The organism is Azospirillum sp. UFLA03-27 (assembly GCF_059803775.1).
The window spans coordinates 12269-27026 of the sequence record NZ_JAUQTX010000070.1 but is presented as its reverse complement, the minus strand read 5'-3'; the positions used below and the strand labels follow the sequence as shown (position 1 = coordinate 27026).

At 67.1% G+C, this 14758-nt stretch carries 15 protein-coding genes; 11 read left to right on the top strand and 4 right to left on the bottom strand.

The features are described from left to right. Window positions 1-198: 198 nt before the first annotated feature. The 3 genes from Q4I23_RS13115 to Q4I23_RS13105 are packed head-to-tail and all read right to left on the bottom strand — an operon-like array spanning window position 199 to window position 2840. Window positions 199-1488, bottom strand: a complete 1290-nt coding sequence (locus tag Q4I23_RS13115) for an O-acetylhomoserine aminocarboxypropyltransferase (RefSeq protein WP_498526506.1) — start codon at window positions 1486-1488, stop codon at window positions 199-201. A gap of 18 nt (window positions 1489-1506) precedes the next feature. Next, window positions 1507-2025, bottom strand: coding sequence for a CoA-binding protein (locus tag Q4I23_RS13110; protein ID WP_498526505.1), 519 nt, complete (start codon window positions 2023-2025; stop codon window positions 1507-1509). Then, window positions 2022-2840 (bottom strand): enoyl-CoA hydratase, encoded by an 819-nt coding sequence (locus Q4I23_RS13105; RefSeq protein WP_498526504.1) that lies wholly within the window; start codon window positions 2838-2840, stop codon window positions 2022-2024. Before Q4I23_RS13105 ends, Q4I23_RS13110 begins: the two co-directional genes overlap by 4 nt. A gap of 259 nt (window positions 2841-3099) precedes the next feature. Here Q4I23_RS13105 and Q4I23_RS13100 point away from each other — a divergent pair, with 259 nt between their 5' ends. The 6 genes from Q4I23_RS13100 to Q4I23_RS13075 all read left to right on the top strand — a co-directional run bounded on the left by Q4I23_RS13100 (window position 3100) and on the right by Q4I23_RS13075 (window position 7261). Next, the gene (locus Q4I23_RS13100) at window positions 3100-3570 is read left to right on the top strand and encodes a PaaI family thioesterase (protein ID WP_035673266.1); all 471 of its coding nucleotides are present in this window, start codon (window positions 3100-3102) and stop codon (window positions 3568-3570) included. Between the two features lie 196 nt (window positions 3571-3766). Then, the gene (rplM, locus tag Q4I23_RS13095) at window positions 3767-4231 is read left to right on the top strand and encodes a 50S ribosomal protein L13 (RefSeq protein ID WP_014240247.1); all 465 of its coding nucleotides are present in this window, start codon (window positions 3767-3769) and stop codon (window positions 4229-4231) included. 4 nt (window positions 4232-4235) lie between these two features. Further along, on the top strand, window positions 4236-4718 hold the full coding sequence (gene rpsI / locus Q4I23_RS13090) for a 30S ribosomal protein S9 (protein WP_014240248.1): 483 nt from the start codon (window positions 4236-4238) through the stop codon (window positions 4716-4718). 135 nt (window positions 4719-4853) lie between these two features. After that, complete coding sequence (gene argC / locus Q4I23_RS13085; protein ID WP_145685723.1) at window positions 4854-5906, top strand: N-acetyl-gamma-glutamyl-phosphate reductase; 1053 nt, start codon at window positions 4854-4856, stop codon at window positions 5904-5906. Window positions 5907-5941: 35 nt separating this feature from the next. Next, entirely contained in the window at window positions 5942-6460 is a 519-nt protein-coding gene (locus tag Q4I23_RS13080; RefSeq protein WP_183182090.1) for a gamma carbonic anhydrase family protein, read from the top strand. Between the two features lie 213 nt (window positions 6461-6673). Next, on the top strand, window positions 6674-7261 hold the full coding sequence (locus Q4I23_RS13075) for an OmpA family protein (RefSeq protein WP_454018254.1): 588 nt from the start codon (window positions 6674-6676) through the stop codon (window positions 7259-7261). Window positions 7262-7429: 168 nt separating this feature from the next. On the opposite strand, the gene Q4I23_RS13070 is transcribed toward Q4I23_RS13075, so the two are convergent. Further along, window positions 7430-9229, bottom strand: coding sequence for a PHA/PHB synthase family protein (locus Q4I23_RS13070; protein ID WP_454018255.1), 1800 nt, complete (start codon window positions 9227-9229; stop codon window positions 7430-7432). A 233-nt stretch (window positions 9230-9462) separates the two neighbouring features. On the opposite strand from Q4I23_RS13070, the gene Q4I23_RS13065 reads away from it, so the two are divergent. The 5 genes from Q4I23_RS13065 to Q4I23_RS13045 all read left to right on the top strand — a co-directional run bounded on the left by Q4I23_RS13065 (window position 9463) and on the right by Q4I23_RS13045 (window position 14751). Continuing rightward, complete coding sequence (locus Q4I23_RS13065) at window positions 9463-9858, top strand: hypothetical protein (protein ID WP_498526503.1); 396 nt, start codon at window positions 9463-9465, stop codon at window positions 9856-9858. 385 nt (window positions 9859-10243) lie between these two features. Beyond that, the gene (locus Q4I23_RS13060; RefSeq protein ID WP_498526502.1) at window positions 10244-10672 is read left to right on the top strand and encodes a MarR family winged helix-turn-helix transcriptional regulator; all 429 of its coding nucleotides are present in this window, start codon (window positions 10244-10246) and stop codon (window positions 10670-10672) included. Beyond that, window positions 10669-12015 (top strand): multidrug effflux MFS transporter, encoded by a 1347-nt coding sequence (locus Q4I23_RS13055; protein WP_498526501.1) that lies wholly within the window; start codon window positions 10669-10671, stop codon window positions 12013-12015. Before Q4I23_RS13060 ends, Q4I23_RS13055 begins: the two co-directional genes overlap by 4 nt. 154 nt (window positions 12016-12169) lie before the next feature. Continuing rightward, entirely contained in the window at window positions 12170-13444 is a 1275-nt protein-coding gene (locus Q4I23_RS13050) for an LL-diaminopimelate aminotransferase (protein ID WP_035673297.1), read from the top strand. Then, on the top strand, window positions 13444-14751 hold the full coding sequence (locus tag Q4I23_RS13045; protein ID WP_454018259.1) for a homoserine dehydrogenase: 1308 nt from the start codon (window positions 13444-13446) through the stop codon (window positions 14749-14751). The genes Q4I23_RS13050 and Q4I23_RS13045 overlap by 1 nt, the downstream gene beginning before the upstream one ends. Window positions 14752-14758 lie beyond the last annotated feature (7 nt).

Genomic DNA, 14758 nt, shown 5'->3' with positions numbered 1-14758 from the left:
CTACACTCGCGTATAATCGTCGGCAGCGTCAGATGTGTATAAGAGACAGTCCCCACCCTGTTCGCGTCAGGGTCGGTGCTATGACCTGCGGAGGTCAATGGAACGGCCAGTGCTCAGCCCTTCGCGTCGCGTCTACCTCTTACGGGGTATCCTCCGTCCGCCGGGGCGAAACCCGCGTCGGACGGAGGGATGCCGGCATCAGGCGGCGGACAGTGCGCGGTCGAGGTCGGCGATGATGTCCTCGACGCTCTCCAGTCCGATCGACAGGCGCAGCACGTCCGGACCGGCGCCCGCCTGGGCCTGACCTTCCGGCGACAGCTGGCGGTGCGTGGTGGAGGAGGGGTGGATGATCAGCGACCGGCTGTCGCCGATGTTGGCGAGGTGGCTGAGGAGTTGGACGTTCTCCACCACCTTCACGCCGGTGTCGAAGCCGCCCTTGACGCCGAAGGTCAGCACGGCGCCGGCCCCCTTGGGCAGATACTTCTTGGCGAGCGCGTTGTACTTGGACGATTCCAGACCAGCGTAGCTGACCCAGCCGACCGCCGGATGGCTTTCCAGGAACTGCGCGACCTTCAGGGCGCTGTCGCTGTGGCGCTGCATGCGCAGCGGCAGCGTCTCGATGCCGTTCAGCGTCAGGAAGGCGTTCAGCGGCGCCTGGCTCGGCCCGAGGTCGCGCAGGCCGACGGCGTGGCCGTGGATGGTGAAGGCCAGATGACCGAAGGTCTCCTGGAACTTCAGCCCGTGATAGCCGGCGTCCGGCTCCGACAGGGCGGGGAACTTGCCGGACTTGCTCCAGTCGAAGGTGCCGCTGTCGATGACCACGCCGCCAACCGAGGTGCCGTTGCCGGACAGGAACTTCGTGGTCGAATGCACGACCAGCGTGGCGCCCCACTGGATCGGGTTGATCAGGTACGGCGTCGCCAGCGTGTTGTCGACAATCAGCGGAATGCCGGCCTCGTCGGCGATCTTGGCGATGGCCTCCAAGTCGGTGACCACGCCGCCGGGGTTGGCGAGGCTTTCCACGAAGATGGCCTTGGTCTTCGCGGTGATGGCGGCGCGGACGTTCTCCGGCTGGTCGGTGTCCACGAAGACGGACTTCCAGCCGAAGGCGCGCGGGAAGCTGGTGCCGAGCTGGTTCAACGTGCCGCCGTAGAGCTTGCGCGAGGCGACGATCTCGTCGCCCGGCTCCATCAGCGGGAACAGGGCGAGCAGCTGCGCGGCGTGGCCGGAGGAGGTGGCCGTGGCCCCGGCGCCGCCTTCCAGGTTGGCGAGCCGCTCCTCCAGCACCGACACCGTCGGGTTGGTCAGGCGGGAGTAGATGAAGCCGACCTTCTGGAGGTTGAACAGCGAGGCCGCGTCGTCCACGTCGTCAAAGACGAAGCTGGTGGTCTGGTAGATCGGCGTCTGGCGCGCCCCGGTGGCGGGGTCGGGGGCGGCGCCGGCGTGGATGGCGCGGGTTTCGAAACCGAAGGACTTCTGCTCGCTCATGATGGCTTCCTCTGCTTTTTACATCAGTTTTTTGAAGGATTTGGCCGGTGCGGCCTTCTTGGACGTCAGGATGTTGGAGTTGACGCCGATGCGCCCGATCTCGTGGAACAGGCGCTGAAGCTCGATCTTGGGACAGCGGTTCATGACCACGGTCAGCCCCGCCGTCTCGGCCCGCGCCGCCGCCTCGTCGTTGCGCACGCCGAGCTGCATCCACACCACCTTGGCGCCGATGGCGATGGCCTCGTCCGTCACGCCTCCGGCGGCGGTGGCGTTGCGGAAGACGTCCACCATGTCCGGCGGCTCCGGCAACTCCGACAGGCTGGCGTGGACCCGCTCACCGAGGATGGTCTGGCCGGCCAGCTTCGGGTTGACCGGGATGACGCGGTAGCCCTTGTCGCGCAGGTACTTCAGCACGATGAAGCTGGCCTTCACCGGGTCGTTCGACGCGCCGACCAGGGCGATGGTCTTCACCCGATCCAGGACTTGGCGGATGAACTCGTCGCTGTAGCCGTCGTGCGAGGGGGCGGGGCCGCTCATTGGCCGCACCACACCGGGGTACGCTTCTGCAGGAAGGCGTCGATGCCCTCCTCGGCGTCGCGGGCCAGCATGTTCTCGGTCATCACGCGGGCGGCGTAGGCGTAGGCCTCCTCCACGTCCAGCTCGATCTGGCGGTAAAAGGCCTCCTTGCCGATGGCCAGCGTCAGCGGCGACTTCGCGGCGATCTTGCCGGCGGCCTCCGCCACCACGGCGTCGAGCCGGTCGGCCGGCACCGCACGGTTGACGAGGCCGATGCGCGCCGCCTCCTCGGCGCCGATCAGGTCGCCGAGCAGAAGCATCTCCATGGCCGCCTTGCGCCCCACGGCGCGGCTCAGCGCCACCATGGGGGTGGAGCAGAACAGGCCGATGTTCACGCCCGGCGTGGCGAATCGCGCGGTGTCGGCGCAATAGGCGAGGTCGCAGGTGGCGACGAGCTGGCACCCCGCCGCCGTGGCGATGCCGTGGACCTTGGCGATCACCGGCTGGCGGATGCGGCTGACCGTCAGCATCAGTTTGGAGCACTGGACGAACAGCGATTCATAGGCCGCGCGGTCCGGATTGGCGCGCATCTCCTTGAGGTCGTGCCCAGCGCAGAAGGCCGGCCCGGCCCCGGCCAGCACCACGGTGCGGACCGTGGAGTCCTGGTGGATGGCCTCCAACTCCGCTTGCAGCGCTCCCATCAGCCCCACGGACAGGGCGTTGCGCGCTTGTGGACGGTTCAGCGTCAGGGTCGCGACTCCGTCGCGGTCCTCGCGGAGAACCAGCGGCGCGTCATCGCTGCTCAGGACCCCGGCGGCGGGTGGGGTGTCGTTCATCGCTATCCAATCCTCCCGGATGTTTTGATCGTTGGCGGGAACAGTACCCCGACCGCCCCCGCCACGGAACCGGGCGTGTGGTCTGTTCATCTAACGGTGCCAAGGCGGACAACTCAACCTATTTGTTGATCGAATTTGTAGATTTAATGCCGTTTGGCATTGGGTGGTTGTGTGAAATTGGCGCCGCCGCGATGCGCTTGGCGGGCCGGGGAATGTCCGCCATGATCGGGCCTCCATAAGAAAATCCATGGGTGAGGGAATGAGCGCGCCGGTCGTGTCCGCCGAGGAACTGGAAGCCCTGATTCGCGAGGGCGTGCCGCTGGTCGGCAATTATGGAATCACCATTGAGCAACTTGGCGCCGGGACCGTGCGCATGAAGCTCCCCTACAACGACAGCTTCGTCCGTCCCGGCGGCACGGTGACCGGGCCGGCGATGTTCGGGCTGGCCGACGTGGCGCTCTACGCCGCCGTGCTCAGCCTGATTGGGCGGGTGGAACTGGCGGTGACCACCAGCATGACCATCAACTTCCTGCGCCGCCCGGCGCCGGTCGCCATCACCGCCGATTGCCGGATCCTGAAGATGGGCAAGCGGCTGGCCTATGGCGAAGTCCTGCTGTTCTCCGAGGGCGATCCGGAGCCGGTCGCCCACGCCACCGGCACCTACTCGATCCCGCCACACGACCCTGTGACACTCGCGGTATCAGGATACCACGATCCGGAAATGTCCTGAAAACACCAATGATATCAATAGTTTTGATTTCGCGGTAAAATGATACCGTGCGCGTAGGGCGTTGATATAAAACAGATATTTTTCCGTTGACAGAGTGCCCCTGCACTGCGTACAAAACCGGCCGCTTCGGCGCCCCGGGGATTGAACGTCCAGTTTCGGTGGCCCGCCGATCCACGTTTAGTCAACGAGTGTGGCGATGAAGACCTTCAATCTGAAGCCGACCGACATCGAGAAGAAGTGGTACGTCGTCGATGCCGACGGCCTCGTTCTCGGCCGGCTTGCCAGCATCCTGGCGAACATCCTGCGCGGCAAGAACAAGCCGACCTTCACCCCGCACATGGATTGCGGCGACCATGTCGTCGTGATCAACGCGGAGAAGGTCAAGCTGACCGGCAACAAGCGCCAGGACGACATCTTCTACTGGCACACCGGTTATCCGGGCGGCATCAAGGGCCGTTCCAAGGGCCAGATCCTGGACGGCAAGTACCCGGAGCGCGTGATCGAGAAGGCCGTGGAGCGCATGGTTCCGCGCGGTCCGCTCGGCCGCAAGGTGATGACCCACCTGAAGGTCTACAAGGGCGCCGCCCACCCGCACGAGGCGCAGCAGCCGGTCGCTCTCGACGTTGCGGCCATGAACCCGAAGAATAAGCGGAGCGCGTAATCCAATGGCTCAGGTTACCACCACCCTTTCCGGCCTGAAGGACATCGCTGCCGCTCCGGCCGCCGCCTCCGCCGAAGTGGTCGCCCCGAAGCTGGACGCCCAGGGCCGCGCCTACGCCACCGGCAAGCGCAAGGACGCCGTCGCCCGCGTGTGGATCAAGCCGGGCTCCGGCAAGATCGTCATCAACGGCCGCGACCAGGAAGTCTACTTCGCCCGCCCCGTGCTGCGCATGATGATCGCCCAGCCGTTCGGCATCACCGACCGCGCCGACCAGTTCGACGTGATGGTCACGGTGGCCGGCGGTGGTCTGTCCGGTCAGGCCGGCGCGGTTCGCCACGGCATCTCCAAGGCTCTGACCTACTTCGAGCCGGCGCTCCGTCCGCCGCTGAAGGCCGCCGGCTTCCTGACCCGCGATGCCCGCGTCGTCGAGCGTAAGAAGTACGGCAAGGCCAAGGCCCGCCGCAGCTTCCAGTTCTCGAAGCGCTAAAGCCTACCGCGGACCCGCGTTACTGCTGTACAAGCGAGGGGCGTCCCGACGGGGCGCCCCTTTCTTGTTTCAGGTCTGCTTCACTTCTCTTCACCGTTCCGTGCCCATCCCCGTGCGTCAAAAGGAACAGCGTCCATGGCCAACAGCACTTCCCCCATCCGCGTCGGCATTCTCGGTGCGTCCGGTTACACCGGCGCCGAGCTGGTGCGCATGCTTCTCCGCCATCCCGGCGTGGAGATCTGCGCGCTGACGGCCGAGCGACAGGCGGGGAAGCCCATGGCGGAGGTGTTCCCGCATCTGGGCCAGTTCAACCTGCCCGGCCTCGTGAAGATCGAGGAGGTCGCCTGGGACAAGCTGGACGCCGTGTTCTGCGCCCTGCCGCACGGAACCACGCAGGAGGTCATCGCCGGCCTGCCGCGCCACATCAAGGTGGTGGACCTGTCCGCCGACTTCCGCCTGTCCGACCCCGCCGAGTACGCCACCTGGTACGGGCATGAGCACCGCGCCGTGGATCTCCAGAAGGAGGTCGCCTACGGGCTGACCGAGTTCAACCGGCAGGGCGTGCGCAAGGCGCGCGTGGTCGCCAACCCCGGCTGCTACCCCACCTGCTCGCTGCTGCCTTTGCTGCCGCTGCTGATGGACGAGATGATCGAGCCGGGCGGCATCGTGATCGACGCCAAGTCGGGCGTCTCCGGCGCCGGGCGCGACGCCAAGCAGCAGAACCTCTTCACCGAGGTGTCGGAGGGCTTCAACGCCTACGGCGTCGGCCACCACCGCCACATGCCGGAGATCGAGCAGGAGCTGCGGCTGGCCGCCGGGCGTCCGGTGACGGTCAGCTTCACGCCGCACCTCGTCCCGATGAACCGCGGCATGATGGCGACGATCTACGTCCGCATGGCCGACGGGGTCACCGCCGACGACCTGCGCGCCACGCTGACCGCGCGTTACGAATCGGAGCCCTTCGTGAACGTCACGGCGGCGGGCATCGCCCCGGCGACGCGCCACGTCCGCGCCTCCAACCAAGCGCTGATCGGCGTCTTCCCCGACCGCACCCCGCGCGGCGCCATCATCGTCTCGGTCATCGACAATCTGGTGAAGGGCGCCTCCGGCCAGGCCATCCAGAACATGAACGTCATGTTCGGCCTGGGCGAGACGACCGGCCTGGAGCAGGCCCCGCTGTTCCCGTGACCGAAGAGAAACAGCCTGAGGAAAAGTTGCCTGCAATGTCCGGCCTGATATTGCCCTTCCAGGGCACGCATCCGAAGATCGACCCCAGCGTCTATGTGGCGCCGACGGCCTCGGTCATCGGCGACGTGGAGATCGGGCCGGGCAGCAGCGTCTGGTTCGGCTGCACGATCCGCGGCGACGTGAACGAGATCCGAATCGGTGCGCGCACCAACATCCAGGACGGTACCGTGATTCACGTCGCGTCGGCGGGGCAGGGGACCTACATCGGCGACGACGTGTCGATCGGCCACATGGCCCTGTTGCACGCCTGCACGCTGGAGAGCGGCTGCTTCATCGGCATGCAGGCCTGCGTCATGGACGGTGCCTACGTCGAGTCGGGGGCCATGGTGGCCGCCGGGGCTCTGGTGACCCCCGGGAAGCGTGTGGCAACGGGGCAACTTTGGGCCGGAAGTCCCGCAAGACCCGTGCGTGCACTAACGGAAAAGGACCTTTCCTTCTTCCCGGTAAACGTCAGAAACTACGTGCGGCTTGCTCAAATCTACAGAGAGGGCTAATACCTCTTTAGTGCGTCGCAGCACTGTGGCATACTAGCAACAGTGACACCGGCACGAAACGTGTAGGACTTCCGGAGGGTATGTTTGTACGTGGACAAACCCCACATGTTTCGCGTTTTGTCACGTTACATGCACGCGATATGTCCTATCGTTTGTGCGATTCGTCCTCCGCGAACCAAGCGGTAGGGAGTGTGTCTCTAAGGGAGTGGAGAAATGAACAGCTTCTTCCGCGCTACCATGGCCGTCGTGCCGGCCGCCGTCGTCGCTTTCGGCCTGACCGCCGGGGCTCAGGCCCAGAGCGCCGACACCACCGAGTGGTGCAACCCGGTCATCGGCTGGAACGACACCCCGGTCCGCACGGCGGATGGCGGCTACGCCACCCACCAGGGCAGCTTCAAGTGCCCGCCGGCCGCCGCTCCGGCGGTTGCCCCGGCCCCGGCCGCCCGCGCCCAGACCGAATACCTCGTGTTCTTCGACTGGGATAAGGCCAACGTCACCCCGGCCGCCGATCGCGTGATCGGCGATGCGGCCGCCGCCATCGGCAAGGGCGCCAACGCCCGCGTCCATGTCGTCGGCCACACCGACACCTCGGGTTCGCCGGCCTACAACCAGCGTCTGTCGGTGCGTCGCGCCGAGGCGGTGAAGCAGGCCCTCGTCTCCAAGGGCATTGCCGCCGGCGCCATCACCACCGAGGGCAAGGGCGAGAGCCAGCTCCTGGTGCAGACCGGCCCGAACGTCCGCGAGCCGTCCAACCGTCGTGCGCAGATCCTGCCGCGCGGTGCGAACGCCCCGTCGTCGTAAGGCGCAGGTTCCCTTTCGGGACACGGAGCCCCGGACCTCGGTCCGGGGTTTTCGCCGACCAAGGAAAAGGCCCCGGACACTTGTCCGGGGCCTTTTCTTATTCGGCCCCTCTGTCCCTTTCGGTCCGGACATCCGGAGAGCGGCGGACCGCTCTCCGGAGACGGGTCCTCAGACGATGCGCACCTTGGCGTAGGAGCCGGGGGCGTCTTCCAGAACGGGCAGGCCACCCTTTGCCGGATCGCGCGCCGGGACCTTGCCGTCGGAGAAGGTGGAGACCCAGTTGTTCCACTCCGGCCACCAGGAGCCGGGGGTCTGCTCCGACGACGCAAGCCAGTCGTCCGAGGCCTTCGGCAGCTTGGCGTTGGTCCAGTAGCAATACTTGCCGGCGGCCGGCGGGTTCACCACGCCGGCGATGTGGCCGGAGGCGGCCAGCACGAACTTCACCGGGCCGGAGAACAGGTGGGCGCCCATGTAGGTGGACTTCCACGGCGCGATGTGGTCCTCGCGGGCCGACAGGAAGAAGGACGGGGTCTTGACGTTGCGCAGGTCGATCGGCACGCCGCCCAGCGACACCGCGCCCGGCTTCGCCAGCAGGTTCTTCTGGTACATGTTGCGCAGGTAGAAGCTGTGCATGGCCGCCGGCATGCGGGTCGAATCGCTGTTCCAGTAGAGCAGGTCGAACGGGAACGGGTCCTTGCCGAGCAGGTAGTTGTTCACGACGAACGACCAGATCAGGTCGTTGGCGCGCAGCATGTTGAAGGTGGTCGCCATCTTCGAGCCGTCCAGGTAGCCCTGCTGGGCCATCTGGCTCTCGATCATGGTGAGCTGCTCCTCGTCGATGAAGACCGACAGCTCGCCGGCTTCGGTGAAGTCCAGCATGGTGGTGAAGAAGGTGGCCGACTTGATGCGGTCGTCCTTCTTGGCCGCCATGTAGGACAGGGTGGAGGCCAGCAGCGTGCCGCCCAGGCAATAGCCGATGGCGTTCACGTCCTTCTCGCCGGTCACCTTCTCGATGGCGTCCAGCGCGGCCAGCACGCCTTCGAACATGTAGTCTTCGAAGCCCTTCTGGGCCAGCTTCTCATCCGGGTTCACCCAGGACAGGACGAAGACGCTGTGGCCCTGGTCCACCGCCCACTTGATGAAGCTGTTCTTCTCGCGCAGATCCAGGATGTAGTACTTGTTGATCCAGGGCGGCACGATCATCAGCGGCCGCTTGTTCACCTCCGGCGTGGTCGGGGTGTACTGGATGAGCTGCATCAGATCGGTCTGGAAGACGACCTTGCCCGGGGTGACGGCGATGTTCTTGCCGACCTGGAAGGCGTCGTAGTCGGTCATGGAGATGCGCAGCTCGCCCTTGCCGCGCTCCAGGTCCTTCAGCAGATGCTCAAGCCCCTTGACGAGGTTCTCGCCGCCCGTCTCGATGGTCGTGCGCAGCACCTCCGGGTTCGTCATGACGAAGTTGGAGGGCGCCATCGCGTCGACGAACTGGCGGGTGTAGAAGTCGACCTTCTTGGCCGTGTGGTCGTCCAGCCCATCGACCTCGTTGACCGTCGACTGCATCCACCGCGCCGACAGCAGGTAGGACTGCTTGATGAAGTCGAACAGGGTGTTCTCGTCCCAGGCCGAATCCTTGAAGCGGCGGTCGTCCTTCGCCGGGGCGATGACCGGCTGGGCCTCCTGGCCGAAGAAGCGCTGGGTGGTGCGCTGCCACAGGGTCAGGTAGTCCTGCCACAGCGTCATCTGCGCCTTCATCAGCTTGGCCGGGTCGGCCATCATGCGCGTGGTCATTTCCAGGAACGCATGGCCGACGCCCATCGGGTCGGGGTTCTTCGCGCCAACGCCGTCCGAGGCCTGACGGGACAGGAATTCGGTGACCAGCCGCTGGCTCTGCTCGGCGATGCGGGTCATCGCCCGCGACATCTCCACCGGGTCGGGAAGCTTGACGTCAGGGGCCTGGTTTTCGGCCATTGGTGCGGTCCTTCTTCTTTAGGCGAGTTTTAGGCTTCAGGAGGGACGTTGTGCGGTTTATACAGTGCCTGCCGGAAGTCTGTTCGGTCGGAGTGCGTTCCGGTCCTGGCATCCCGGACAGCTTATGCCATGTCCGTTCGAGCCGGGGTCCGTCATACACCTCTCGTATGAAGATTTCATTTCGCCCACCACCGTTCAAGCGGCCGGATGGGTTCGGATGTGGGGTTCGCAGAATGGAAACGGGTATCCGACGCGGCGTGGTGGCGAAGACGGGCCGGTTGGCCCCCGCCCTGTCCGTTCTGGTTGTCTTGGGTCTCTCCGCCTGCAGCGACCGCGTGCTCGACACTGGGCTGCTCGGCGCCGTGACCGGCCGCGACGTGCCCAGCCAGGAGTCGCCGGTGCGCGGCATGTCCGGTGAGAACCGGGAATACCCCAATCTCGGCACCGTTCCGCCGCGCCCGACCGACCTGCGGACGGAAGCGCAGCGCCAGCAGGATCTGGACCGTCTGGCCCAGGACCGCGAGGCCGCCAAGAACATGCTGCCGACCCCCATGGACGTTCCCCCGCCGCCGGACATCACGCCTGGACAGCCAAGCGCCGGGAAGCCCGCCTCCGGGAAACCCAATTGAGGGCAGGGGTGTAGCAAAAGGCTGACGCTGCCAATAATCCGTAAGTATACCTATGCGGAGCGTCCTTCGGCCTTTGATGGCGTTCCTATGAGCGAAAGGGACGCACCGGTCTTCGTCCCGTCGATGCGCAGTTACGATGGCGGTGGTGCGGACCACGGATCACCCATTGCTGCTGCCAAGGTGAAAAAACCTACGTCCTGCGGTGGTGGGTCCGCAACAGATTTTCAAACTGCGACTATTTGGCGCGTCGGCTTTCCTTCACGTCGAGTGAATGGCGCGTTGAACGGCCATGGCGCCGCGGCATGACCGCCCTGCGCCGCCCGCGGTTGCTGGAAATTATAAGGCGCCCTTACAATAAGGGATGTTTGATGAATCCCCCTTCGGAATGATCCTGATCGACTGCGCGCGGCTTCTGCGTGCGCGGTTCGACCGTGCCCTGGACGACGCCCGGCTCGGCCTCACGGCGGGGGAGGCGCGGGCGCTGGTTTATGTCTGCCGCCACCCCGGCTCGCGCCAATCGGTGCTGGCAACCCACATGTGGGTGGAGCCGATGACCCTGGTCGGCTTCCTCGACCGGCTGGAAGCGCGCGGGCTGGTGGTCCGCGAGCCGGACCCGGCGGACCGCCGCGCAAAGATCGTCCAGCCGACCCCGCAGGCCGAGCCGCTGGCGCTCCAGGTTCTGGAGGCCTTCCGCACCGAGCGCGAGTCGGCCATGGCCGACCTCTCGGCGGAGGAGATCGTCCTGCTCAAGGACATGCTGGGCCGCCTGCGCAACCGCATGATCGCCGACGACCGTGGCGGGGCCGGCCGATGAGCCACACCCCCGTGCAGACCGACGCGCCCGCCATGACGGAGACGCGGACGGCCGTCATCGGAACGCTGATCGTCACGCTGGGGCCGCTCAGCCTCGCGCTCTACACGCCGGCCTTGCCGATGCTGGTGGAGGCCTTTCAGAGCACCCCGGCGGCGCTGAAGCTGACGCTCTCCGTCTATTTCTTCGGCTTTGCCTTTTCCCAGCTCGCCTGCGGGCCGCTGTCCGACGCCTACGGGCGGCGGCCGGTCGCTCTGGCCTTCTTCGTCACCTACGTCCTGGGCAGCGTGGTTGCGGCGCTGTCGGGCAGCATCGAATGGCTGCTGGTCGGGCGGGCCCTGCAGGGCATCGGTGCGGCGGCGGGCATCGCCATTTCCCGCGCCATCGTGCGCGACCAGTTCACCGGCCAGCGGTCGGCGCGCATTCTGAACATGATCGGGCTGATGCTGGCCATCGTGCCGGCTGTGGCGCCGACGCTGGGCGGGGTGATCCTGGGCACGGTGGGCTGGCACGCCATCTTCGTGGTGATGACGCTCTACGGCCTCGCCGTGCTGACGGTCTTCGCGCTGGGCACGGCGGAGACCAACCGGACGCGCGACCGCTCGGCGGCGCGGCCCGGTCCGGTGATCCGCAACTACCGGACCCTGCTGACCGACCGGCGCTTCATGCGGGCGGGGCTGGTGCTCGGCACGACGCTGGGTGGCCTTTACACCATGGCGGCGCTGCTGCCGTTCGTGATGATCGAGCGGGTGGGGCTGAGCCCGACCGTCTTCGGCTTCGCCATGCTGCTGCAGACCGGCTCCTACACGCTGGGGGCGACCCTGGCCGGGCGGCTGCTGCGCCGGGTGGACGCGATGCGGCTGATACCCTACGGGCTGGCCTGCGTGGCGGTGGGCGGGCTCGGCTTCGCCCTGGCGCCGCTGACCGGCGAGCCGACCGTGGCGAGCGTGATGGGGCCGACCGCCGTCTGGGCCTTCGGCATCGCCCTGGTCATGCCCGGGGCCACCAGCGACGCCCTGGCCGGCTTCCCCCGCATGGCCGGGGCGGCCTCGGCGCTGATCGGCTTCATGCAGATCGGCGGCGGGCTGGCCGGCACGGCGGTGGCCGCGCTGTTCGCCGATCCCTACACCGCGACGACGGCCATCATGCCGGGCCTCGCCGCGCTGTCGCTGCTCTCCTACGCGCTGCTGCGCGTGTCGGCGTCCCGGCGCGGCCGCCCGGCCGAGCCCGCCCGACCGGAGGATCTGGAGGTCGCCGTGGACCCGGTCGCCCTGGTCGGCGCCGGCGGCGAGGAGATCGAGGAAGCGCTGCACCAGCGTCGGACGTCCAGCCGCAAGGGAGGCTGAAGACGGGCTTCGGCGTCCGGTATGCCTCAGGCAACGCTGGAATGCGGCCGGACGCGAATTTTACCTCGCTTCTGAAGATGCGGGGCGGTAGATAAGTGGTCCCGGTCCGCAAATATGGGTTCGTGGCGTGGCCGGACAAGGCTTCGGAGCGTCCATGAGCGATTCAGAATTCCACCGGATCAAGCGGCTTCCGCCCTACGTCTTCGCCGAAGTGAACGCTATGAAGGCGCGAGCCCGAGCTGCCGGCGAGGACATCATCGACCTCGGCATGGGCAACCCGGACCAGCCGACGCCCCAGCACATCGTCGATAAGCTGATCGAGGCCGTGCGCGATCCCAAGACGCACCGCTACTCGAACTCCCGCGGCATCCCCGGTCTGCGCAAGGCGCACGCGGCCTATTACAAGCGCCGCTTCAACGTGGACGTCGATCCGGAGTCGGAGTGCATCGTCACCATCGGCTCGAAGGAAGGCTTGGCCAACCTCGCCCAGGCGATCACCAGCCCGGGCGACATCATCCTGGTGCCGAACCCCAGCTACCCGATCCATCCCTTCGGCTTCATCCTGGCCGGCGCCTCGGTGCGCCATCTGCCGGTGGGGCAGGCCAACGGCACTTCCACCGACATCGACAGCTTCATGAACATGCTGGAGCGCGCCGTGCGCCACAGCGTGCCGAAGCCGCTGGCGCTGGTGCTGAACTACCCGTCCAATCCGACGGCGGAGGTGGTCGGGCTCGACTTCTACCGCCCGATCGTCGAGTTCTGCCGCAAGCACGGCATCTACATCCTGTCGGATCTGGCCTACGCCGAGGTCTTCTTCGACGGTGACCCGCCGCCCTCGATCCTTGAGATCCCGGAGGCGCGCGAGGTGGCCGTCGAGTTCACCTCGATGTCAAAGACCTATTCGATGGCTGGCTGGCGCATCGGCTTCGCCACCGGCAACAAGAAGCTCATCACCGCGCTGGCCCGCATCAAGTCGTACCTGGACTACGGCGCCTTCACGCCGATCCAGGTCGCCGCGACCGCCGCGCTGAACGGCCCGCAGGAGTGCGTGGAGCAGGTGCGCACCATGTACCGCCAGCGCCGCGACGTGATGATCGAAGGTCTGGCCTCGGCCGGCTGGACGGTGCCGAGCCCGTCGGCCTCGATGTTCGCCTGGGCGCCCATCCCGGAGCCCTTCGCCCATCTCGGCTCGCTGGAATTCTCCAAGCTGCTGCTGCAGGAGGCCAAGGTGGCCGTGGCGCCGGGCATCGGCTTCGGCGAGTACGGCGACGGCCATGTCCGTCTGGCGCTGGTGGAGAACGTCCACCGCATCCGTCAGGCGACCCGCAACATCAAGGAGTTCTTCCGCTCCAACGCCGCCGGTGCGGCGGCGAGCAAGGATCCGGCGGCGCGCGCCGCCCTCCTCGACCCGGAGAAAGCGAAAGTCTGATGTCCGACTCCCACAAAACAGGCCCCCTGAAAATCGCCGTCGCGGGCCTGGGCACGGTCGGCGCGGGCGTTCTGAAGCTTCTGGAGCGGCAGGCCGACCTGATCGAGCAGCGCTGCGGTCGCCGCATCGAGGTGGTGGCGGTCAGCGCCCGCTCGCGCGGCAAGGACCGCGGCGTCGACCTGTCGACGGCCGAATGGTATGACGACCCGGTGGCGCTCGCCGCCCATCCCGGCGTGGATGTGGTGGTCGAACTGATCGGCGGGTCCGAGGGGCCGGCGAAGGAGACCGTCGAGCTGGCGCTGGAGCGGGGGCGCCACGTCGTCACCGCCAACAAGGCGCTGCTCGCCCATCACGGCACCACGCTGGCGGCCAAGGCGGAGGCCGCCGGCCTCGCCATCGGCTTCGAGGCGGCGGTGGCCGGCGGCATCCCGATCATCAAGGGGCTGCGCGAAGGGCTGGCGGGCAACCGGGTGTCGGAGGTGCACGGCATCCTCAACGGCACCTGCAACTACATCCTGACCGAGATGCGCACCACCGGCCGCGACTTCGCGGACGTGCTGGCCGACGCGCAGAAGCTGGGCTATGCGGAAGCCGACCCGAGCTTCGACATCGACGGCGTGGACGCGGCCCACAAGCTGGCCATCCTGACCTCGGTGGCCTTCGGCACGCCGGTGGACTTCAAGAGCGTCCATGTCGAGGGCATCCGCCACGTCTCGGCGGTGGACTTCGACTACGCCGACGCGCTTGGCTACCGGATCAAGCTGCTGGGCATCGCCCGGCGCACCGACCGCGGGATCGAGCAGCGCGTGCACCCCTGCATGGTGCCGAAGGCGGCGCCCATCGCGGCGGTGGACGGCGTGTTCAACGCCGTGATCGCCCAGGGCGACTTCGTGGACCGCGTGCTGTTCGTCGGCCGCGGCGCCGGCGAGGGGCCGACGGCCTCGGCGGTGGTGGCCGACCTGATCGACATCGCCCGCGGGCGCTCCACCCCCACCTTCGGCGTGCCGGCGGCCCAGCTTTCCGAGGCCCAGCCGTCCCCGATGGAGGCCCGCCGGGGGTCGTACTACGTACGCCTGATGGTCGTGGACCGTCCCGGCGTGATAGCGGATGTTGCGGCGGCCATGCGCGACCAGAATGTCTCCATGGAGCAGTTCCTGCAGCGCGGGCGCGCCCCCGGCGAAGCGGTGCCGGTGGTCCTGACCACCCACGACACCGACGAGGCGGCCATGCAGCGCGCGCTTGCTACCATCTCCGCCAAGGAGTCGGTGGTCGAGCCGCCGCGCATGATCCGCATCGAACAGTTTTGACCGAACC